This window comes from Bordetella sp. BOR01, from assembly GCF_019218885.1.
Classification (GTDB): domain Bacteria; phylum Pseudomonadota; class Gammaproteobacteria; order Burkholderiales; family Burkholderiaceae_B; genus Bordetella_A.
The window spans coordinates 38,379-58,980 of sequence record NZ_JAHUWT010000002.1 but is presented as its reverse complement, the minus strand read 5'-3'; the positions used below and the strand labels follow the sequence as shown (position 1 = coordinate 58,980).

Genomic DNA, 20,602 nt, shown 5'->3' with positions numbered 1-20,602 from the left:
GCGCATCCGGCGCGTGGCGCCGGTAATGGCGGAACACTATGCGACATTCGACTTTACTGTTCATCATCGCGGCCTACGTGCTGCTGACCGGCAGCCGCCTGGCGCTGGCTGCCTGGCAATGGCGCCGCGTCCGGAAGGCGGGCGGCCTGAAGCCCATCCTGCTGGGCGGGCTGCGCATCGACACCAACCAGATCGCCGTGCTGGTGGCTTTGCCCGCCGTGCTCTCGCCCTGGCTAGGACATCTGCCGTGGGCCGCCGTGGCCACCGGCATCTGGCTGCAAGTGTGCTGGATACTGCTGGGCTTCCTGGAAGTGGCCACGCCGGCCTTCATCCAGGAATACGATACCCGGCCCAACCGCCTGTTCGTGGAATACCTGAAGCATCCGCGCGAAGTCTCGGGCATGCTTTGGCGCGGCTACAAGCTGGAACTGGTTGGCGCGCTGGTGTCGGTGGTGGTCTTGCTGGCGATCGGCCATGCCTTGTTCGGCAACCCAACCCCCGGCGCGCGCTGGGCCTGGTGGCAGATGGGCCTGGGCAGCCTGGGCAGCCTGGCCGCGGTGATCCTGGCCATACGCGGCACGCTGGGACACCGCCCCATCAACCCGTCCACGGTGGCATATTCCAACGACGGCATGCTGAACACGCTGCCGCTGAACTCGCTGTACAACGTGTTCTATGCCATCTACAGCATGAAGTACGAGAAGTCTGCCGCCGCCGTGTACGGCAAGATGCCCGGCGCGCGCATGCAGGAAGTGGTGCTGTCGTGCGCCGGCCTGCCCGACCCGCCGGCGCTGGACACGCACCCCAGTGTGCACCACCAGGCACCGTCGCGGACGCGCACGCGTCCCGCCAATATCGTGATCATCCTGGAAGAAAGCCTGGGCGCCCAGTACAGCGCCGCGCTGGGCGGCGCCAACCTGACGCCGCACCTGGATGCGCTGGCCCGCGAAAGCTGGGCCTTCACGCGTGCCTACGCCACCGGCACGCGCTCGGTGCGCGGGCTGGAAGCCGTGACGGCGGGTTTCCTGCCCACGCCCGCCCAGGCGGTGCTGAAACTGCCGGCGGCGCAGCGCGGCTTTTTCACGCTGGCAGATGTGCTGGGCCGCCATGGCTACCATTCGCGCTTCATTTATGGCGGCGAATCGCACTTCGACAACATGAAGGCATTCTTCCTGGGCAACGGCTTCGACGAAATCGTCGACCGGCCCGACTTCACCAACCCGGCTTTCGTGGGTACCTGGGGCGCCTCGGACGAAGACATGTTCACGCAGCTGGACGCCCGCTTGCGCACCGACGGCGACCGGCCTTCGTTCACGCTGGCCTTCAGCGTGTCCAACCATTCGCCCTGGGAATATCCGGCCGGGCGCATCGAGGTCGACGGCAACCCCGCCACCGTCGAGAACACCGTGCGCTACGCCGATTGGGCACTGGGCCAGTTCTTCGAGCGGGCGCGGCAGGCACCCTACTGGAACGATACGGTGTTCCTGGTGGTGGCCGACCATGACTCGCGGGTGTTCGGCGATACGCTGGTGCCGGTACGGCATTTCCATATCCCGGCGGTGATCCTGGGCGGCGGCATCGAAGCACGGCGCGACGAAGGCATCATCAGCCAGATCGACCTGCCGCCCACGCTGCTGTCGCTGGCCGGCGTGGCATGCACGCATCCGATGCTGGGCCGCGACCTGACCCGCGGCAATCCCGACCGCGCGATCATGCAGTACGAGAACCACTACGGCTACCTGAAGGGCGATGACCTGCTCGTGCTGCTGCCGGGCAAGGCGCCGGTGCAGTTCCGTTACGCCATGCCCGCGGGCTACGCCCCGGCCGACACCGATCCGGTGCTGGCCGAAGAAGCCCTGGCCCACGCGCTGTGGCCCAGCTGGGCTTACCGCGAAGAACGCTACTGCGTACCGCGCGAGGCTCAGCCTTCGTAGCGCCGCCCCTGCGCCAGCAGGCCGGGTGTGCCGACCAACTCGTTCAGGGTATTGAAATCGTTCATTTCATCCCACAGCGGCCGGGTGGTGCCATGCGTCTTCAGGCTGGCCAGGTAGCGCTGCAACTGCCTGGACACGAAACGCGCCGTACCGCCCGGATAGATCACGATGCGATAGCCGCGCGCCGACAATTCGTCCACGCTGCCCACGGGCGTCTTGCCACCTTCGACCATATTGGCCAAGAGCGGCACGCGCGCGGCGAACAGGCCGCATACCCGCTCCATGTCGGGCGCCGATACCACGGCCTCGATGAACAATGCATCGACCCCGCATTCCAGGTAGGCCTCGGCACGGTCCAGCGCCGCGTCCAGGCCTTCCACGGCCACGGCATCGGTGCGCGCCAGGATCAGCGTATCGGCGCTGTGGCGGGCATCCAGCGCGGCGCGCAGCTTGCCGCACATTTCCCGCGCGGACACCAGCGTCTTGTTCTCGAGATGGCCGCAGCGCTTGGGAAACGTCTGGTCTTCCAGCTGGATCATCGCGGCCCCGGCACGCTCGAACACGCGTACCGTGCGCTGCGTATTCAAGGCGTTGCCATAGCCCGTGTCGCCATCGACGATCACCGGCAGGTTGACGCGGTCGGTAATGCGCGCCAGCACGTCGGCCGTCTCGGTGGCTGTGGTCAGGCCCACATCGGAACGGCCCAATTGCGTATACGCCACCGCGCCACCCGACAGGTACAGGGCATCGAAACCTGCCTGTTCGGCGATCAGCGCGGTCATCGCGTCATAGACTCCGGGGGCCAGCACGGCGGGGCCGCCGGCCAGGCGTTCGCGCAAGGCAAGCCGGCTCATGCCGCGCTCCCGGCGGCCACCGGCTTGCCGGCAGCCGCGATGATGGCCTCCATGTCTTCTTTGCGCACCCTGGGCTGCCAGGTCTCGAACGGCATGCCCATGGCCGCGGCCTGGCGCTTTTCGTAGGCCAGGAATTCCCCGGTGATGGCACTGCCCCGCACGCCGCCGCGCACCGCGCCGGCACGCGCATCGCCGTAGTATTCGGCCCAGTCCTCGGGCAACGGCTGCGAGCCGGGAATGGCCAGCCACAGGCGCAGCAAGTGGCGCTTGCGGTCGGGTTCTTCGTAGTCTTCGAACGGAGTACGCGAATGCAGCGTCACGTAGTTGTTCAGCAACTGCATATCGCCGCGTTCGAGCTCCATGGAATAGCAGAACGCATCGCTGGGCATCAATTCGTCGAGCAGGTCCAGGGCCTGGACCTGGGCTGCCGTCAGGCGCGGCACCTCGGGGAAATCGCGCTGCGCGGCCACCGTGTTCTTGCGATTGGTACGCGCCGAGAAATATTCCGGATGGCTGCCGAAAATCGGGCAACGATAGTACGGCGGCTGGATGGGATCCTGGGTGCCTTGATAGCTGTGGAAGAACGGGCTTTCCAGCACCGGGATCAGGTCGGGGCGGCGCTTGCGCACTTCGTCGCGCAGCGCGAGCGAGCTGACGACCTTGCTGGTGCCGCCCGACTTGGCGGTGCGCCGGCACAGCAGCGCCACCACATCGCACGAGTCCTGGTGGAAATCCAGGCCGGCATTGGTGTTGTAGCCGCGTCCGCCCTTGACCTTGTATTCGCCCCCGGCATCGCGCACGTCGTTCATCACCTGGCTGGCGCGGTTCTGCGTGCGGCCCACGCCCATGTACAGCGACATGCCCCAATACGCCAGGCGGGTGTCGTCTTCGCTCCAGTCGTCCACCGGGAAGCCCTTGACCAGGCACATGCCCCAGCGCCCCTGGGTCATGTCGATGGCCTGGCGCAGCGCGGCGCGCGACGCGGCGGGCAGCGGGAAGTCGGCCTGCTCCATGGCCAGCAGCGGCTTGTCCAGGCGCTTGGCATGCGCCAACGCGGCCTGCACACCGTCTGCCTGCTCGGCGCTCAGGTGCAATTTCCATGCAGGATCTTGCCGGACCTGGTCGGCGGTCCAGGCCAGGGGGCGGTTGGAAATGGCGTTGGCCGGCATCTGTGTCTCCGTGTGTGATCGACTGCCGCCAGTGTAAGTACGCCCGTTCATCTAGAATAGCGATGATATTTGACGCTTTTCCTAAGAAAATTTGATGAAGCTAGAAACCTTCGCCACACTCGAAGCGGTTCTGCAAACCGGCACTTTCGTTGGCGGCGCCCGGCTGATGAACATCACCCCCAGCGCGGTCAGCATGCAGATGAAGCAGCTAGAGGCCTACCTGGGAAAACCGCTGTTCGACCGCTCGGGCTTGCAGGTGCGCCCCACCCAATTGGCCCACGAAGTGGCCAACACCATGCGTGACGGGCTGCATGGGCTGGACGCGCTGCGCAGCGGCACCGTGCTGGCGATCGAGGGCGTAGTGCGCGTGGGCATCATCGAATCCATGCAGCCGGCGGTGTTGCCGGGCATGATGCGCTTCATCCGCACGCGCCACCCAAAGCTGGACGTGGTGCCGGTGCGCGGCCGCAGCAGCAGCCTGGCGGCCGCGCTGAAGGCCGGCGAAATCGACGCCGCGCTGGTGGCCCAGCCCCCGGACGGCGGTACCGGCCGGCTGTGCTGGACGCCCATGCTGCGCCGCGAGCTGGTACTGATCGCCCCGCCCGGCACGCCGGACACCCCGATCGCCACGCTGTTTCGCCAATTGGAATGGATACGCTACGACCGCAAGACAGTCACGGGCACCATGGCCGCGCAGTTCGTCAGCAACCATATCGGCGATGTGCGCAGCACCCTGGAATTCGACAACGCATCGGCCATCGTGGCGATGGTCAGTTCGGGACTGGGCATCTCGGTGGTGCAGCGGCCCGATCCGGCCACGCTGCACAGCTACCCCGTGCGCATCTTCCGCCTGGGCAAGGCCGGACCGGTGCTGCAGTTGTCGATGGTCAACCGCAAGGCCGACGAGGAAAGCCGCCAGCTTGCCGTGGTGCGCGAAGCGATGGCGCAGGCCTGTACCGAATATCAGCGGCTGCTGATGAAATAACAGTGGGGCCCCGTTTTACGTAGCAGCGCGGCCGGCCAGCGCCCATCAGCAAGCCGCCAAGGCCTGGGTGTTCTGCGGTGCCAGTCCGGCGATCAGTTGCCGTACGAACTGTTCGGTCACGTCCGGCAAGACGGCATGGCGCGCGGTTTGCACCTGCAACGTGCGCTGCGCAAAGGCGGGGTGGTCCAGGCTTACCGCTACCAGCGTTCCCTGGCGCAATGGCTCGGCCAGGGTGATTTCGCCCGCCAGGGTCAGCGCATGGCCGGCTTCGACAATGGCGCGGATGATCGACGATGAATTGCTGGAATACGCCACGTCGAACGGCGGACCATCGCCGTCGGCCGCCGAATTGTCAAACAGCAGGCGCACGGTCGTGCCCGAATCGGTCAACGCCACCGGACAGCTGCGCAGGTCATCCAGCGACACGCTGCCACGGCCGGCCAGCGGATGGCCTGGCGCCATGATGGCCCGCACGGGCGAGATGATTTCATAGCGCACATCGATGCCGCTGCCCGGCTTCACGCTGAAGGCCAGCCCCACATCGATGGCGCCGTCGCGCAGGCGCTGGGTCACCACCCCCGGCGAAGCGATGTGCACCTGGAAGACCACGTCGGGATGCCGGGCCCGGAAGGCCCCCAGGACGGCGGGCAGCACATTGCGCGCGACGGCCTCGTTCGAGCCGATGCGCACCGTGGTCAGGTCGGCGCGCCGCAGGCTGCGGATATCGCGCAGCACGTGTTCGGAATCCATGGCAACCCGGCGCGCGTAGTCGGCCAGCATTTCTCCGGCGCGCGTCAGCACCATGCCGTGCGGGCGGCGTTCGAACAGGGCCGTGCCGCATCCCTGCTCCAGCTTGGCAACCTGCCGGCTGATAGCCGAGGGCGCCACGTGCAGGGCGGCGGCCGCATCCTTGATGCTGCCGCCCCGGACGACTTCCAGAAAGTAGCGGTGCGCAGTGCTGAGCATGGTCGATTGAATTCTAAAAAAAGCAATACGTATGCGAATTATTGAACTTGATTGCCCAAAGCGCAATTCCTAGAATGGCCAGACATAGCGGCGGCCAAGACCAAGTGGACATTCAACCGCAACGGGCCACCACCTATTACTCAAGGGGAATATCGCATGGCCATTCATGCCTGCAAGTGCAATACCGCCCAGCCGCGCAACACTGCGCGCGGCGCATTCATGCGTGCCGCAGCCAAAGTGGGCGCCGTGCTCGCCCTATCGGCCGTTGCCGCCAGCGCCGCGGCAGCGGAATTTCCGCAGCGCTCGATCCAACTGATCTTGTCGTTTCCTCCTGGCGGCGCCACCGACGTGCTGGCCCGCGAGCTGAGCCAGAAGCTGGGCGATACGCTGGGTCAATCGGTCGTGGTGCTGAACCGGCCCGGCGCTGGCGGGCTGATCGGCATGCAGGCCGCGGCCCGCTCGGACGCCGATGGCTACACGCTGTACATCTCTTCGGTGATGTCCAATTCCATTTATGAGGCCGTCAATGGCAAGCAGCAGGTGTCGCTGGACGGCGATTTCGATGCCGTGGGCGCCATCGCCAGCGCACCGCACATCCTGGTGACGCCCGGCAAACTCGGCATCAAAGACTATGCTGGCCTGGTGTCTTTCCTGAAAGCCGAACCCGGCAAGCACAATTACGCGTCGATGGGGGCCGGCACGCTGTCGAACCTGGAGGGCGAGATTTTCAAGGAGCAGGCCGGCGTAGACGCGCTGCAGATTCCCTATAAAGGCAGCAGCCAGGCGCTGCCCGAAGTGATCGAAGGCTCGTCGGCCTTCATGTTCGACAGCGTGACCAGTTCGCTGCCGCACAAAGAGGCGGGCCGCATCAACGTGCTGGCCGTGGCCTCGGCCAAGCGGCTACCGGTCATGGCCGACGTGCCCACGTTCAAAGAGCTGGGCGTGCAAGGCCTGGAAGCCGAGAACCTGTTCGCGCTGATGGCGCCCAAGGGCACGCCCAAGGACCGCATCGAGATCGTGGCCCAGGCGCTGGCCAAGGCCCAGGACGACGAGGGTTTCCGCAAGGCGGTCGGCGCCCAGGGCTTTCAGATCAGCGAAATATCCGGCCAGGCCTTGCCGCAATTCATCCTGGACCAGCAAGCGTTCTGGCGCGACAAGGTCAAGGCGCTGAATATCAACATCGGCAAATAGCCGGCCATACGCGATTCACTTCTCTGCTGCAGGTTTCCATGCCCATACCCAACGACCCCTTCTGGCAACTACCCTACCCCTCGCAGCGCATGCCTGTGCTGGCGGACAACGTGGTCAGCACCTCGCAGCCACTGGCCAGCTCGGCCGGCCTGCAGATGTACGCCCGCGGCGGCAATGCCATCGACGCGGCCCTTGCCACCGCCATCGCACTGACCGTGGTCGAGCCATGCATGAACGGCATCGGCGGCGACATGTTCGCCATCGTCTGGCACGATGGACAACTGCATGGCCTGAATGCATCGGGCCGCGCTCCGGGCGCCTGGGAAACCGCGAAGTTCGAGCACCTGGACAGCATGGACGCAATCGGCTGGGGCAGCGTGACCGTGCCGGGCGTCGTGTCGGGCTGGCACGCGATCTGGGAAAAATTCGGCTCGCTGCCGTTCGAAGACCTGTTCGAGCCCGCTATCCGCTACGCGCGCGATGGCTACCTGGTATCGCCCACCGTGCATCGCCAGTGGCAAAAGCAGGTCGCCAAACTGAGCGGCCAGCCCGGCTTTGCCGAGTCGTTCGCGCCAGGCGGGCGCGCGCCGCGGCCGGGCGAGCGCTTCAGTTGCCCCGGCCAGGCGGCCACGCTGGAAAGCATCGCGCGCAGCAAAGGCGAGAGCTTTTATCGCGGCGAACTGGCCGCCGCCATCGCCGCGCACGCGCGCAACACGGGGGGCTATATCACCGAGGCGGATATGGCCCGCCACCGGGCCGACTGGGTGCAGCCCATCGGCACGCGCTACCGCGATTGCGAGCTGTTCGAGATCGGCCCCAACGGCCAAGGCATCGGCGCCCTGATGGCGCTGGGCATGCTGCAGCATTTCGACCTGGCCGAGACCGGCCGCGACACCGGACGCACGCTGCACCTGCAGATCGAAGCGATGCGCCTGGCGTTCGCCGACCTGTACGAACACGTGGGCGACTCCGACCACATGCAGGTATCCAGCGCCCAGTTGCTGGACCCGGCCTACCTGGCCCAACGCGCCAAGCTGATCGACCCTGCCCGGGTGGGCACCCCGCGGCCCGGCAACCCGCATAGCGGCGGCACGGTATACCTGACCGCGGCCGACCGGCACGGCACGATGGTGTCGTTCATCCAGTCCAACTTCAAGGGTTTCGGCTCTGGCGTCGTGGTGCCGAACGCGGGCATCGCCCTGCAAAATCGCGGCTGGGGCTTTTCCACGCGGCGCGGCCATCCCAATGTAGTGGCGCCGCACAAGCGCCCGTTCCACACCATCATTCCTGGTTTCCTGATGAAGAACGGCAAGCCCTTGATGAGTTTCGGGCTGATGGGCGGGTCGATGCAGGCGCAGGGCCACGTGCAGGTCACCAGCCGGCTGGCCGATTTTGGCCAGAATCCCCAGGCGGCCAGCGACGCGCCGCGCTGGCGCATCAAAGACGACAACGTCGGCGTGGCCGTCGAATGGAACACCCCGCCCGAAGCGATAGAGCAATTGCGCGCGATGGGCCATCAAGTCGAAGTGGCGCCGCGCTTCGACCTGGAATTCGGCAGCGCGCAAATGGCCATGCGGCTGGAACAAGGCGGCTACGTGGCGGCTTCCGACCACCGCAAAGACGGCTACGCCATCGGCTACTGACGGGGCCTGTCGCGCGGCATTGCCGGCCGGGGGGGCGATACGCGCCGCCCGGCCGGCAAGATCAATGCTTGACCGTCGTCTGCTCGGTGATGGGGGGCGCAATGTTGATGTCGCCTTCCAGCTTGTAGCCGTAGTCCACATTGTCATTGTGCGCCCACACCTGGCGCAGGTCGAACAACGGCACGCCGCAGACGTCGTCGTTGATCTGCTGCTGCGCCGTCTTCCACAGCGCCAACTGCTTGGCGCCATCGATCTCGGCCCGCGCCGCGCGTATGGCCTCGTCGCCCGCCGAGCAGTGCGAGAAATTCGTGATGGCCTTGGGCGTGCCCACAATGGAGTCCGAGTCGTAGAACTGCGTCAGGTAGGTGTCGGCCACGGGGAAACGCGCAGCGCCGTAGAACACGATGGCACTGGCGTCCTTGCGGATCTGTTCATGGAAAGTGGGGTGGTCCACCACCTTCATGTCCAGGTGGATGCCGACCTTGCCCAGCTGATTCTGCACGACTTCCATGATGGGAAGGATCGAGGATATGTTGGACACCACCACCGGCAGCGTGATGCCGTCCGGGTGGCCGGCCTCGGCCAGAAGCTGCTTCGCCTTTGCGGGGTCATAGTTGTACTTGAACGAGCAGTCTTGGCCCAGGTAACCCGGCGGCACCACCGAGCAGCCCTTCTGCGCCACGTCCTTGCCCACGAATTGCACGATCTCGTCCACGTTCACCGCATGGGCAACAGCCTGGCGCACCCGCAGGTCGTCCAGCGGCTTGATGGTGCGGTTCAGGTGCAGCGTGCGGAATTCGCCGGGGCCGAAGATGTCAAGTTCCACCCCCTTGCGGTCGCGCGTGCTGGTCACCCAGCGCTGTTCGCGACGTCCGTAGATAACATCCAGTTGCTTGGCTTTGAACGCCAGGTCGCGGCTGCTGTCGGACATGACGAAACGCCAGTAGACCTCGTCGATCTTGGGCTTGCCACGGAAGTACTGCTCGTTCGCCGTCAGGCGCACATACTGCTGCGGCACATGCTCGGCCACCTGGAACGGGCCCGTCCCCACAGGCTGGGCGGCCAGATTGGCACCCGGCTTCTCTGCTGCCTTGCGGCTGGTGATGTTGCCGCCCCGATAGTTGGCGACCAGGCCCAGAAAACCCGGCGTAGGACGCTTGAGCGTAATGCGCACGGTGTAGTCGTCCAGCGCTTCCACCTTGGCGAACGGCTCGAACGCAGCCGCTTGCGAAGACTGCGTCGTGTCGGCGGCACGCGTCAGCGAAAACACCACGTCGTCGGCATGCAGCTCGCCGTTGTCGCCATGGAACTGCACGCCCTTGCGCAAGTGGAAGGTCCAGGTCAGGTGGTCGGCGGATTCCTCCCAGCGCTCGGCCAGGTCTGGCTCCAGCTTGGCCGGGTCGGCACTGCCCGGCGGAAAGCGCACCAGGCCGTTGAACACGTAGCTCAGCAGCATGGAGTCAAAGCCCGTGGCGCGATGGATATCCAGGGTCTGGATGTCGGACGTGCCGATACCGATCTGCAGGGTTTCCGCCAGCACGGCAGGTGTGCCGGAAAGCAGTCCCGCGCCCAGCAGCGCGGCGCAAAGCAGTTTTCTTATACGCATGTTTTCTTCCTCCTTGGGGGCAGGTGCATTGCCCAATGTATGGACGGGATGGCTGGACTGGCCTTACAGCCAGTATTCGCCTTCCCACAGGCTCAGGGTCTGGCCCTGGCCGGCTTGCTTGGCATTTTCATAGACCCGGTAGCCGCTCATCACGTCGTACAGCGCCATGCCGCGGGCAAAGTAAATGATGATGTCGTCATCGGCAGCCCGTCCGCGCGACTGGCCCAGTATCACGCCGCCGATATCCACCAGCTTGTCTTCGGTGGTGACCTGCTCGGCCACCAGGCAGGCCGGCGTCATGGTGGTGCGCTCCATGACCAGGTCAGAGTTGGTGAACATGGCGTCCGCCTTCTCGAACACTTCGTACTTGGCGTCCCACAGCGACAGGTCCACGAACAGGGCGCCCTTCTTCAGCCAGCTGTATTCGATGTACGCGGCGTCCTTGTTTTGCACGCTGGTGGCGGGCACCACGACGTCGGCATCGACAATGGCTTCCTTGGCCGAGGCGCACACCACGATCTCGATGTTCAGCTGCCGCGAGAACTTGTCTGCGAAGCGCTGGGCACGTTCGGTGTCGTAATCGAACACATAGGCGCGCTCGAGCTCGGGCATGACTTCGGCGATACCCATGATCGCGGCCTGGTTGACCGGCCCGACACCAATGAACCCGGCTGTCGCGGCCTGGGCCGAACGCAGGTACTTCACACCCAGCGCGCCCAGGCAACCCGTGCGCATGCAGCTGATGACCATGGCGTCCATGACGGCCAGCGGGTAGCCGCTCTCGGGATGCAGGATCGTCACCAGGCCCGACGCGCGCGGACCGTGGCCATTCTTCAGGTTATCGGGATTGCTGGGAATGTTCTTGATCGCAACCTTCTTCACGCCATCGTCATCAATGTAGCCGGCATGAATGTTCGCGCGCTTCTTGCTGGGATAGCCGACGAAGCCGCCCTTGAGCACGGCGGGATCCACGTCCCAGAACAAAGTGGCAGTGGGCGCTTCGATTGCTTTGCCCTGGTAGGTCAGGACGACCGTGCGCTCCACGTCGGCCACCGTGGCCGCCACGTCATCGGCGCCATGCTTGATGGCTTCTTCCTGACTCAGGTAGATAAAGCTTGCTGAACTCACAACGATGCTCCGTGCAATAGAGAAGGACAGAAGAAGGGCAGGACAGCGGCTCGGCCAGGAACCCCGCCCTACAAAGGAAAGTGACAGGCAACCGTGCGGCCGGCCGGCCCGGCCACCGGCTGCGACACTGGAATCTCGGTGCGGCAACGGTCCTGGGCACGCGGGCAGCGTGGGTGGAAAGCACAGCCCGGTGGCGGATTGGCCGCCGACGGCAGCTCTTGCGCGGTAGACACCAGCGCAATACGGTGAGCCGGATCCGGCACGGGCGAGCTGTCCCGCAACACGCGGGTGTACGGGTGCCTGGGATCATCCAGGATCTGCGCCGTGGGGCCGGACTCGACGATGCGCCCCAGGTACATGACGTTGGTCAGGTAGCAGAAATGCCGAACCACACCCAGGTCGTGCGATACAAACAGGAACGACAGGCCGCGGTCTTCCTGCAGCTTCTTCAGCAATTGCAGAATCTGGGCCTGCACGGACACGTCCAGCGCGGACACCGGCTCATCGGCCACGATGAAATCCGGTTGCAGGATCAGCGCCCGGGCAATGCCAATGCGCTGGCGCTGGCCGCCCGAGAACTCATACGCGTAGCGCGACAGGCTTTCCACTGGCAGGCCCACTTCGGTCATGGCCGCTTCCACGCTGCGCGCAATCTCGGCGGGCGTGCCCATGCGATGCACGCGCAACGGCTCCTCGAGCGTCTGGCGCACCGTACGCTTGGGATTGAGCGATGCATACGGATCCTGGAACACCAACTGCGCACGGCGCCGGTACAGGCGCAAGGCATTTCCGGACAAGGCGCGCACGTTGATGCCGTCATGCACGATGCGGCCGGCGTCGGGCTCGACCAGGCGCAAGACAGCACGCGCCACCGTGGACTTGCCGCAACCGGACTCGCCCACCAGGCCCACGGCCTGGCCTTTGGGAATGCTGAGCGAAACATCGGCAATGGCCCGCACAGTCTGGCGCGCGCGGCCAAACAGGCCACCCCCCACCGCATAGTGCTTGCGCAGGTTCTCGACCACGATGCCGGAAGGCGAGGAATCATGGGTATTCATGTCGTCTCCGGGCTGCGTACGAAGCAGCGGACGGGGTGTTCGGCATCATCGGCCAGCGGCGTCAGGCGCGGCGCCTCGGTTTCGCAGCGGGCAATCTTCAACGGGCAACGGGGTGCGTAGGCACAACCCGCCGGCATGGCGCGTATGGAAGGCACGCCTCCGGGTATCGGCTGCAGGTCTTCGTTGGCGCGATCCACCCGCGGCATGGCAGCCAGCAAGGCCTGGGTATAGGGATGGACCGGCCGGGCATACAGGTCGGCCACCGGCGCGAGCTCGACGATCTCGCCGGCATACATCACGGCTACCCGGTCGGCAATCAGCGCCACCACACCCAGGTTGTGAGTGATGAACACCATGGACATGCCCTGGCTGGCCTTCAGTTCATTCAGCACCGCCAGCACTTGCGCCTGGATGGTCACGTCCAGCGCCGTGGTGGGCTCGTCGGCCAGCAGCAGCGTGGGCTGGCAGGCAATGGCCATGGCGATCATGACACGCTGGCGCATGCCGCCGGAGAACTGGTGCGGATAGTCGTCCAGCCGCGTCTGCGCAGAGGGAATACCCACTTGCAGCAACAACTGCACGGCCTGGCGGCGCGCCTCGGCGCGGGACACGCCCTTGTGGGCGCGCAGCGATTCACCGATCTGCTCACCCACGCGCATGGTGGGGTTGAGCGAGGTCATGGGCTCCTGGAACACCATGGCAATGCGATTGCCGCGGATCTGCCGCATCTGGCGGTCCGGCAGGCCGGCCAGGTCCTTGCCTTCGAACATGACCTGGCCCGCGCCAATGCGCCCGGACTTGGCCGGCAAGAGTCCCAGCACCGACAAGGCGGTCATGCTCTTGCCGCTGCCGGACTCGCCCACGATGGCCAGCGTTTCATTGCGCCTGACGGCCAGCGACAGGTCACGCACGGCGGCGTGCCATTGGCCGTCGATCAGGAATTCGGTACGCAGGCCACGGATCTCAAGCACGTGCTCGGCAGAAGGGGAAGATAGCGTGTCAGTCATCGGTCAGCCCTTGCGGTACTTGGGGTCGACGGCGTCACGCAGGGCATCGCCAAGAAGGTTCAGCGCCAGCACGACGAGCAGCACGGCCAGGCTGGGGAACACCGCCAGCCACCAGGCATCCAGGATGTTCTCGAAACCCTCGCGGATCATGCCGCCCCAGGTGGCCGTAGGCGGACGCACGCCCAGGCCGATGAAACTCAGCGATGCCTCGGTACGAATGGCAGTGGCCATCCACAGCGATCCCATGACCAGGATGTCGGCCATCAGGTTTGGCAAGATATGCACGCTCATCAGCCGGGCATGGCCAAAGCCCAGGGCGCGTCCGGCCTCGATGAACTCCTTTTCCTTGAGCGCAAGCGTGGGCGCCCGCGCCAGCCGCACGAACGGCGCCACCTCGGTGATTGCAATGGCAATGATCAGGTTCTCGATACTGGCACCCAGCACGGCCGCCACCATCAGGCCCAGCAGCAGCGACGGGAACGAGAGCATCACGTCCACGATGGCCATGACCAGTTGGTCGAAACGGCCGCCTACGTATCCCGACACCACGCCCACCACCGTGCCTACCGTCATCGCGATCAGGATGGACACAAAGCCCACCACCAGCGACACGCGCGCGCCATAGATGATGCGCGACAGCACGTCCCGCCCGTAGCTGTCGGTACCCAGCAGGAACTCGGGCGACGGCGGCAACAGCCGGTTGACGATGCTCTGCTCCAGCGGGTCGTGCGGCGCTATCCAGGGGGCAAAGACGGCAACCAGCGTAATGAAGAGCAGCAGGCCCAGGCCGATCCAGCCGGCCAAGCCCCCGCGCGACATGAACCGCATGAACCTGGCCTGCGCCGAGGGCATGGCTTGTAACGTATGCATGCCGCTCACCTTCCCACTCGCACGCGCGGATCCACGACGCCATACAGCAAGTCGGTCACCACATTGGCCACCACCACGAATGCGGCGAACACGATCATCAGCCCCTGCAGCAGCGAGTAGTCGCGCGTGTTGAGCGCCCCCAGGATCAGGCGCCCCATGCCGGGCCGGTTGAACACGATTTCGGTCAGTACGGCATTGCCGATAAGCGTACCGAAGTAAAGTCCCGTCACCGTGATGATGGGCAGCAGGGCATTGGCCAGGGCGTGGCGCAACACGAACCGGAAGGTGCCGATGCCCTTGGCCCGAGCGGTCCGGATGTAGTCTTCACCCAGCACCGACAACATGGATGTGCGGGTCACGCGCGCCACGTAGGCGCTCATGATGAAACCCAGCGTACAGACCGGCAGCACCAGGCCGCGCAGGTCGTCCACCAAGCCAGTGCCCATGGGAATGACCGGGAACCATTGCAGTTGAATGGCGAATACCAGCAACAGCAGAATGCCCCCTACGAAGGCCGGCAGCGACAAGCCCAGCAAGGACACGACGCGCCCCACGTAATCGGGCCAGCGGCCCTGGTACACGGCCGCCACCACGCCCAACGGCAGGCCCAGCAACAGGCCAAACACCATAGAGCCGGCAGCCAGCTGCAGCGTACTGGGCAGGACACGCAGAATCTCGGTCATGACCTGGCGGCTCGTGACCAAAGAGGTGCCCAGGTCGCCGCTTAAAGCGCCGAACAGAAAATCGGCGTACTGGCGCCACAGCGGCTGGTCCAGCCCCAGCTTGATCCGCAATGCCTCCAAAGAGGCGGCACTGGCCTGGTCGCCCAGGATGACCGTGGCGGCATCGCCCGGAACCACTCGCACGAGCAGGAAAATGGCCGTGAACATGGCCAATAGCGTGGGGATCCCAAGCAGGATCCGCTTGATTGCGTAATGCATGGGGACGAACGATTCCTTGCGGCGCCGGAAATAATGGCCATACTCGGGCCGGCAGCCTAGAATGTCAAAAAACATTTTCAGGGCAACCCATTCCAAACAGTTATAGGATGCGATCATTCAATCTGCGGCAGGTCGAGGCATTTCGCGCCGTGGTGGAAAGTGGCACGGTCAGCGCGGCCGCCACCCACCTGCATGTCACCCAACCCGCCGTCAGCAAGCTGCTGTCGCAGTTCGAAGACCACACCGGGCTGCGCCTGTTCGAGCGCGTGCGCGGCCGCCTGATCGTCACCCCCCAGGGCATGCGGCTGTATGACGAAGTGGATCGCATCTTTGCGGGGCTGCACCAGATCGAACGGGCGGTGGAATCCGTCAAGCGTGAAGAACATGGCCAGCTCATCGTGGGCGTGCTGCCCGCCCTGGCGGGCCATTTCATTCGCCTGGCCACCATGCGGTTCCTGGCGCTGCACCCGAATGTCTTCGTGTCAGTGAAAGTGCGGGCCTCGGCCGTGCTGGCGGACTGGCTTGCCACCCGGCAGGTGGACGTGGGCCTCTTGAACACCAGCGTGCATCATCCCGAGCTGGAACTGGAGCCCTTTCTGCAACACCCCCTGGTCTGCCTGCTACCGGCCGGGCACCGGCTGACGCGCAAGGCCAGCGTATCCGTGCTTGATCTTGAAGGTGAGCCATTCATCGCGTTTGACGGCTCGGTCGCCATCCGCCGTGTCGTGGACGACTTGTATGCCCGCGCCGGCATCACGCCCAACTATGTGCTGGAAGCCACCACCGCGCCCACGCTCTGCGAATTCGTGGCCGCGGGCCTGGGGCTGTCGCTGGTCCACCCCCAGATGGCCGATACCGTATCCAGGGGCGTGGTGGCCAAGCGCTTCCTGCCCACCGTGGAAAACCACTTCCTGCTCGGCCGCGCGCCCGGCACACGCAATGCCCGCTATGTGGAAGACTTCTTGCGCGCCACGCGCGAGGTGGCCGGCGAATCGTCTTGATGGCGCATGTTCTTGATGGCTCATGTGGCGGCCGTGCACGGCCCGCCCGGACGGCCGACGCGCGCCCTTGGCCGAACACCGCACACGCAAAAAAGCCGGCACCGCTTGCGCGATACCGGCCATTGCCGTGGTTTGGGAAGAACCACCCAGAAATTCGACCAAATCAATGGTCGGGGCGAGAGGATTCGAACCTCCGACTCCTGCGTCCCGAACGCAGTACTCTACCAGGCTGAGCTACGCCCCGGCTTGCTTGGGTTTTACCGCGGTTTTCACGCAGTTGTCGTGCAACTTTCACGCAGTCTTCACTAACCGCTTTTCAGCGATCGCGATTCACCGCGAAAGCGCAAAATTCTAACAGGGATTCCTGATAAACGGAAATGGGAAAGCCAGCCAGTGCCTGGCGGGCCGCCTCGGCCTCGGCGTCGGCCGCCTGGCGGGCGTGTTCCAGGGCATCGGTGGCCTGGATGGCCTGGGCCACGGCGGCGAAATCGGCGTCGCCCGTCTGGATGGCATTGCGGATCAGGTCGCGCTGGGCCGGCGTGCCGGTTTCCATGACGCGGATCAGCGGCAGCGTGGGCTTGCCTTCGCGCAGGTCGTCGCCGACGTTCTTGCCCAGCGCGTGGGCGTCGCCGCTGTAGTCGAGCACATCGTCAACCAGTTGGAACGCCGTGCCGATGTGGCGGCCGTAGGCGGCGGCGGCGTCTTCCTGTTCGGGCGTGGCGCCGGCCAGCACCGCGCCCACCTGGGCGGCCGCCTCGAACAGCTTGGCGGTCTTGTAGCGCACCACTTGCAGGTAGCGTTCCTGGGACACGTCGGGATCGTGCACGTTCAGCAGTTGCAGCACCTCGCCTTCGGCGATGATGGTGGTGGCTTCGGACAGGATCTGCATGATGCGCATCGATCCGGCCTCGACCATCATTTCGAACGAGCGCGAATACAGATAGTCGCCCACCAGCACGCTGGCGGCATTGCCGAACATGGCATTGGCGGTTTCGCGGCCCCGGCGCAGGTCGGATTCGTCGACCACGTCGTCGTGCAGCAAGGTGGCGGTATGGATGAACTCGACCACCGCGGCCAGCAGGCGGTGGTGATCGCCCTGGTAACCCAGCGCGCGCGCGATCATCAGCACCATCGCCGGGCGCATGCGCTTGCCGCCGGCGCCGATGATGTAGTCGGCGATCGTCCGGATGAGTACGACTTCCGAATCGAGGCGTCCGCGGATAACCGCGTCGACAGCCTTCATGTCATCGGCAATGGGGGCGATCAGCTCAGGGAGATTCAAGACGTATCCGGCACATTACAGGGCGAGCCGACCCGTGGCTCTTTGATCCGCCGGCACGGGCATGCCGTGCCGGAACCCGGGGTCTGGCGAATTATACGGGGTATGCGTCCCCGTTCGCGGCGCCGGCCGCCGCGTTATAGCCCGCGTTTGCGCAAATTGGCATAAAGCGCGCGTACGCCGAAGGTCCAGGGTGCAATGCCATTGCACAGGCCCACCCGGTTGACCAGCGCGCCCAGCCGCGGCGAAGCGATGCGCACGAGGTCGCCCTGCCGGTGCGTGAAACCGCTGCCCTTGCCGTCGCGGTCTTGGGTGGGCGAGAACATGGTGCCCAGGAACAGCATGAAACCGTCGGGATATTGGTGGTATTCGCTGGCCTGGCGTACCAGGTCGAGCGGATCGCGGCTGATCTCGCGCATGTGGCTGACGCCGTCCAGCACGAAGCCGTCTTCGCCCTCGATACGCAGCGACACGTCGTCCTGGCGCATATCGTCCAGCGTGTAGTGCTCGTCGAACAGGCGCACGAACGGACCGATGGCGCACGAACCGTTGTTGTCCTTGGCCTTGGTCAGCAGCAAGGCGCTGCGGCCTTCCACGTCGCGCAGATTGACGTCGTTGCCCAGCGCGGCGCCCACCGCCTGGCCGCGGCTGTCGACGGCCAGCACGATCTCGGGCTCGGGATTGTTCCATTCCGACTGCGGCAACAGGCCTACCCAGGCGCCCGTGCCCACCGAGGCCATCGGCGGCGTCTTCGAGAACACCTCGGCATCGGGGCCGATGCCCACCTCCAGGTATTGCGACCATTGGCCGCGGGCCTGCAGTTCGGCCTTCAAGGCCATGGCTTGCGGCGAACCGGGTTGCAACTGCGACAGGTCGGAGCCGATCAGTTCGTGGATGCGCGCGCGCACCACCTCGGCCTGGCTGGCATCGCCGCCGGCCTGCTCTTCGATCAGGCGTTCCAGCAGGCTGACCGCGAAAGTCACGCCAGCAGCCTTGACGGGCTGCAGGTCGCAGGGCGCCAGCAGCACCGGCCCGGCCTGGGCATCGCCCGACAGGCTGCGCGCCAGCAGGTCGGCCACCGACCCCAGGTCTTCGCCGTGGCCGTCGCGCACGATGGCCAGCCGGTCGGGGTGGTCGAGCAGGTCGGCCAGGGTGGGGGCCAGCGCGGTCAGGTCGATGACACGGCCTTGCCGCACGGCCACCACGCTGGGGCCATCGATGGGGACAGGGCACCAGGCGCGTCCCACCAGCAGGGCGCGGTCCAGGTCTACGGGCAAGTCGTTCAAGGCGGGCATGCGGGGGCTCCGGTTGCGGGGGCGGGCGGCCCCATCTCGTGGGGCAAGTCTAGGAAGACCGGCGATGGATGTCCAATATAATGACTTTTGATCCAATATATTGGACAGCAATGCCCGCCCCTGACTACGACGTGCCGGCCATCCGCCGCACCCACGACATCCTGCGCGCGCTGGCCGGCCAGCGCGCGCCGCTACGCGCCGCCGACCTGGCGCGCGCCTGCGGCATGCCGCGCAGTTCGCTGTACCTGCTGCTGGATTCGCTGGTGCGGCGGCGCTGGATCGACCGGGCCGGCGACGGCTATGTCATCGGCCTGGAACTGATGGCGCTGGGCGCGGCCTATTTACGACACGACGGCCTGCAGGCGGCATTCCGGGCGGCCGCCAGCGAGTTCGTCGAACGCCACAACGAAGTCATGCAACTGGCGGTGCTGGACGGCACCGAGGTGGTCTACCTGGCCCGCGAAGACGCGCGGCGCCCGGTACGCCTGGTGTCCGAACTGGGGTCGCGCCTGCCGGCCCACGCCTGCGCCCTGGGCAAGGCGCTGCTGGCCAGCCTGCCCGACCCGGCCTTGGCCGGGCTGTTGCCGCCCGTGCTGGCGCAGGTCAGCGAGCACACCCAGGCCGACCGCGGCGCCCTGCTGCGCGAACTGGCCCGGGCGCGGACGGACGGCCTGGCGCAGGAACACGAAGAAGTGGCCGCCGGCCTGCACTGCTACGCGGCCTATGTGGGCGAAACCGCCCTGGGCAAGCGGGTGGCGGTCAGCACGTCGATTCCGGGCGACCGCCTGGAAGCCGCGCACGTGCAGGCCGTGGCACAGGGGGTGCGGCGGGCCGCCCGGGCCATCGCGGCGCGCGTGGCGTTGGCCCCAGGCGACGCCTAAGCGCCCGGCCCGTAAGGGCTTTTTGACTTTTCCACAGGTGCGCGCTAGAATCTTTGGTTCGGTCGATACCGAAATTCATTCGTAGTACTTCACGTAAGTACCCCAAGTACTCCACGTAAGTACCCCCCATTAAGGAACACCCCATGTACGCGGTCGTAAAAACCGGTGGCAAGCAGTATCGTGTTGCCGCTGGCGAAAAACTCAAGGTAGAACAGATACCTGCTGACATTGGGCAAGAAATCACCCTGGACCAGGTCCTGTCGGTGGGCGAAGGCGACCAACTGAAAGTTGGTACCCCTCTCGTCTCTGGCGCCGTGGTCAAGGCAACGGTTCTTGCGCATGGCAGGCACGACAAGATCAAGATCTTCAAGATGCGTCGGCGCAAGCACTACCAGAAGCATCAGGGCCACCGTCAGAACTACACCGAGATCCGCATCGAAGCCATCACGGCTTGATGACCCGGTTCGGTATTGATTAGCAGGAGCTATCAACATGGCACAGAAGAAGGGCGGCGGCTCTACGCGTAACGGTCGCGACTCAGAATCGAAGCGACTGGGCGTCAAGGTTTTTGGCGGCCAACAAATCCCGGCTGGCTCGATCATCGTGCGCCAGCGCGGCACCCGTTTCCACCCCGGCACCAACGTCGGCATCGGCAAGGATCACACCTTGTTCGCGCTGACCGACGGCAAGGTTCAATTCGGCTTCAAGGGCGCATTGAACAAGCAAATCGTGTCGGTCGTGGCGGCCGAGTAACGGTCTACCGTTACCCAGACGGCAAAAGCCCTGTCGCATGC

The 20,602-nt window shown here is 65.4% G+C and carries 19 protein-coding genes and 1 tRNA gene; 8 read left to right on the top strand and 12 right to left on the bottom strand.

Annotation, left to right across the window (positions count from 1 at the left end):
* The first annotated feature begins 38 nt into the window (after positions 1-38).
* On the top strand, positions 39-1,934 hold the full coding sequence (locus KW845_RS08075) for an LTA synthase family protein (protein WP_218368719.1): 1,896 nt from the start codon (positions 39-41) through the stop codon (positions 1,932-1,934).
* On the opposite strand, the gene KW845_RS08070 is transcribed toward KW845_RS08075, so the two are convergent.
* Positions 1,922-2,788 (bottom strand): oxaloacetate decarboxylase, encoded by an 867-nt coding sequence (locus KW845_RS08070; protein ID WP_218368718.1) that lies wholly within the window; start codon positions 2,786-2,788, stop codon positions 1,922-1,924. The two genes, KW845_RS08075 and KW845_RS08070, sit on opposite strands and share 13 nt — an antisense overlap.
* Positions 2,785-3,957 carry a TauD/TfdA family dioxygenase gene (locus tag KW845_RS08065; protein WP_218368717.1) on the bottom strand — a complete coding sequence of 391 codons (1,173 nt, stop codon included), beginning with the start codon at positions 3,955-3,957 and terminating at the stop codon, positions 2,785-2,787. Before KW845_RS08065 ends, KW845_RS08070 begins: the two co-directional genes overlap by 4 nt.
* Before the next feature lie 94 nt (positions 3,958-4,051).
* On the opposite strand from KW845_RS08065, the gene KW845_RS08060 reads away from it, so the two are divergent.
* Complete coding sequence (locus tag KW845_RS08060; protein ID WP_218368716.1) at positions 4,052-4,942, top strand: LysR family transcriptional regulator; 891 nt, start codon at positions 4,052-4,054, stop codon at positions 4,940-4,942.
* Positions 4,943-4,987: 45 nt separating this feature from the next.
* Here KW845_RS08060 and KW845_RS08055 read toward each other — a convergent pair whose 3' ends face one another.
* A complete protein-coding gene (locus KW845_RS08055; protein ID WP_218368715.1) occupies positions 4,988-5,908 on the bottom strand; it encodes a LysR family transcriptional regulator in 921 nt (306 codons plus the stop codon).
* Between the two features lie 156 nt (positions 5,909-6,064).
* Here KW845_RS08055 and KW845_RS08050 point away from each other — a divergent pair, with 156 nt between their 5' ends.
* Together KW845_RS08050 and KW845_RS08045 are read left to right on the top strand one after the other, a co-directional pair.
* Positions 6,065-7,099, top strand: coding sequence for a tripartite tricarboxylate transporter substrate binding protein (locus KW845_RS08050; protein WP_218368714.1), 1,035 nt, complete (start codon positions 6,065-6,067; stop codon positions 7,097-7,099).
* Between the two features lie 38 nt (positions 7,100-7,137).
* On the top strand, positions 7,138-8,742 hold the full coding sequence (locus KW845_RS08045; RefSeq protein WP_218368713.1) for a gamma-glutamyltransferase family protein: 1,605 nt from the start codon (positions 7,138-7,140) through the stop codon (positions 8,740-8,742).
* A 61-nt stretch (positions 8,743-8,803) separates the two neighbouring features.
* Here KW845_RS08045 and KW845_RS08040 read toward each other — a convergent pair whose 3' ends face one another.
* From KW845_RS08040 to KW845_RS08015, 6 genes are all read right to left on the bottom strand, one after another.
* Complete coding sequence (locus KW845_RS08040) at positions 8,804-10,348, bottom strand: ABC transporter substrate-binding protein (RefSeq protein ID WP_218368712.1); 1,545 nt, start codon at positions 10,346-10,348, stop codon at positions 8,804-8,806.
* A gap of 63 nt (positions 10,349-10,411) precedes the next feature.
* Positions 10,412-11,476, bottom strand: a complete 1,065-nt coding sequence (locus KW845_RS08035) for a hypothetical protein (protein ID WP_218368711.1) — start codon at positions 11,474-11,476, stop codon at positions 10,412-10,414.
* Between the two features lie 68 nt (positions 11,477-11,544).
* Positions 11,545-12,534: an ABC transporter ATP-binding protein gene (locus KW845_RS08030; RefSeq protein ID WP_218368710.1), complete on the bottom strand. Its 990-nt coding sequence runs from the start codon at positions 12,532-12,534 to the stop codon at positions 11,545-11,547.
* On the bottom strand, positions 12,531-13,541 hold the full coding sequence (locus tag KW845_RS08025; protein WP_218368709.1) for an ABC transporter ATP-binding protein: 1,011 nt from the start codon (positions 13,539-13,541) through the stop codon (positions 12,531-12,533). Before KW845_RS08025 ends, KW845_RS08030 begins: the two co-directional genes overlap by 4 nt.
* Before the next feature lie 3 nt (positions 13,542-13,544).
* Positions 13,545-14,411: an ABC transporter permease gene (locus KW845_RS08020; protein WP_255592502.1), complete on the bottom strand. Its 867-nt coding sequence runs from the start codon at positions 14,409-14,411 to the stop codon at positions 13,545-13,547.
* A gap of 5 nt (positions 14,412-14,416) precedes the next feature.
* Positions 14,417-15,352 (bottom strand): ABC transporter permease, encoded by a 936-nt coding sequence (locus KW845_RS08015; protein WP_218368708.1) that lies wholly within the window; start codon positions 15,350-15,352, stop codon positions 14,417-14,419.
* A gap of 107 nt (positions 15,353-15,459) precedes the next feature.
* Between KW845_RS08015 and KW845_RS08010 the strand changes: the two genes are divergently transcribed.
* The gene (locus KW845_RS08010; RefSeq protein ID WP_218368707.1) at positions 15,460-16,353 is read left to right on the top strand and encodes a LysR substrate-binding domain-containing protein; all 894 of its coding nucleotides are present in this window, start codon (positions 15,460-15,462) and stop codon (positions 16,351-16,353) included.
* 167 nt (positions 16,354-16,520) lie between these two features.
* On the opposite strand, the gene KW845_RS08005 is transcribed toward KW845_RS08010, so the two are convergent.
* From KW845_RS08005 to KW845_RS07995, 3 genes are all read right to left on the bottom strand, one after another.
* Positions 16,521-16,597, bottom strand: a tRNA-Pro gene (locus tag KW845_RS08005).
* Positions 16,598-16,669: 72 nt separating this feature from the next.
* A complete protein-coding gene (ispB, locus tag KW845_RS08000; RefSeq protein ID WP_218368706.1) occupies positions 16,670-17,635 on the bottom strand; it encodes an octaprenyl diphosphate synthase in 966 nt (321 codons plus the stop codon).
* A 134-nt stretch (positions 17,636-17,769) separates the two neighbouring features.
* Positions 17,770-18,927, bottom strand: coding sequence for a fumarylacetoacetate hydrolase family protein (locus KW845_RS07995; protein WP_218368705.1), 1,158 nt, complete (start codon positions 18,925-18,927; stop codon positions 17,770-17,772).
* 110 nt (positions 18,928-19,037) lie between these two features.
* Between KW845_RS07995 and KW845_RS07990 the strand changes: the two genes are divergently transcribed.
* From KW845_RS07990 to rpmA, 3 genes are all read left to right on the top strand, one after another.
* Positions 19,038-19,808: an IclR family transcriptional regulator gene (locus KW845_RS07990; RefSeq protein WP_255592501.1), complete on the top strand. Its 771-nt coding sequence runs from the start codon at positions 19,038-19,040 to the stop codon at positions 19,806-19,808.
* A gap of 143 nt (positions 19,809-19,951) precedes the next feature.
* Positions 19,952-20,263, top strand: coding sequence for a 50S ribosomal protein L21 (rplU, locus tag KW845_RS07985; RefSeq protein WP_218368703.1), 312 nt, complete (start codon positions 19,952-19,954; stop codon positions 20,261-20,263).
* Between the two features lie 37 nt (positions 20,264-20,300).
* A complete protein-coding gene (gene rpmA, locus KW845_RS07980) occupies positions 20,301-20,561 on the top strand; it encodes a 50S ribosomal protein L27 (protein WP_218368702.1) in 261 nt (86 codons plus the stop codon).
* Positions 20,562-20,602 lie beyond the last annotated feature (41 nt).

Excerpts from the sequence above, each read along its gene's own strand:
- KW845_RS08075 (WP_218368719.1), top strand. The coding sequence starts at position 39 with ATGCGACATTCGACTTTACTGTTCATCATCGCGGCCTACGTGCTGCTG.
- KW845_RS08070 (WP_218368718.1), bottom strand. The coding sequence starts at position 2,788 with ATGAGCCGGCTTGCCTTGCGCGAACGCCTGGCCGGCGGCCCCGCCGTG.
- KW845_RS08065 (WP_218368717.1), bottom strand. The coding sequence starts at position 3,957 with ATGCCGGCCAACGCCATTTCCAACCGCCCCCTGGCCTGGACCGCCGAC.
- KW845_RS08060 (WP_218368716.1), top strand. The coding sequence starts at position 4,052 with ATGAAGCTAGAAACCTTCGCCACACTCGAAGCGGTTCTGCAAACCGGC.
- KW845_RS08055 (WP_218368715.1), bottom strand. The coding sequence starts at position 5,908 with ATGCTCAGCACTGCGCACCGCTACTTTCTGGAAGTCGTCCGGGGCGGC.
- KW845_RS08050 (WP_218368714.1), top strand. The coding sequence starts at position 6,065 with ATGGCCATTCATGCCTGCAAGTGCAATACCGCCCAGCCGCGCAACACT.
- KW845_RS08045 (WP_218368713.1), top strand. The coding sequence starts at position 7,138 with ATGCCCATACCCAACGACCCCTTCTGGCAACTACCCTACCCCTCGCAG.
- KW845_RS08040 (WP_218368712.1), bottom strand. The coding sequence starts at position 10,348 with ATGCGTATAAGAAAACTGCTTTGCGCCGCGCTGCTGGGCGCGGGACTG.
- KW845_RS08030 (WP_218368710.1), bottom strand. The coding sequence starts at position 12,534 with ATGAATACCCATGATTCCTCGCCTTCCGGCATCGTGGTCGAGAACCTG.
- KW845_RS08025 (WP_218368709.1), bottom strand. The coding sequence starts at position 13,541 with ATGACTGACACGCTATCTTCCCCTTCTGCCGAGCACGTGCTTGAGATC.
- KW845_RS08020 (WP_255592502.1), bottom strand. The coding sequence starts at position 14,411 with ATGCATACGTTACAAGCCATGCCCTCGGCGCAGGCCAGGTTCATGCGG.
- KW845_RS08015 (WP_218368708.1), bottom strand. The coding sequence starts at position 15,352 with ATGCATTACGCAATCAAGCGGATCCTGCTTGGGATCCCCACGCTATTG.
- KW845_RS08010 (WP_218368707.1), top strand. The coding sequence starts at position 15,460 with ATGCGATCATTCAATCTGCGGCAGGTCGAGGCATTTCGCGCCGTGGTG.
- KW845_RS07995 (WP_218368705.1), bottom strand. The coding sequence starts at position 18,927 with ATGCCCGCCTTGAACGACTTGCCCGTAGACCTGGACCGCGCCCTGCTG.
- KW845_RS07990 (WP_255592501.1), top strand. The coding sequence starts at position 19,038 with ATGCCCGCCCCTGACTACGACGTGCCGGCCATCCGCCGCACCCACGAC.
- rplU (WP_218368703.1), top strand. The coding sequence starts at position 19,952 with ATGTACGCGGTCGTAAAAACCGGTGGCAAGCAGTATCGTGTTGCCGCT.
- rpmA (WP_218368702.1), top strand. The coding sequence starts at position 20,301 with ATGGCACAGAAGAAGGGCGGCGGCTCTACGCGTAACGGTCGCGACTCA.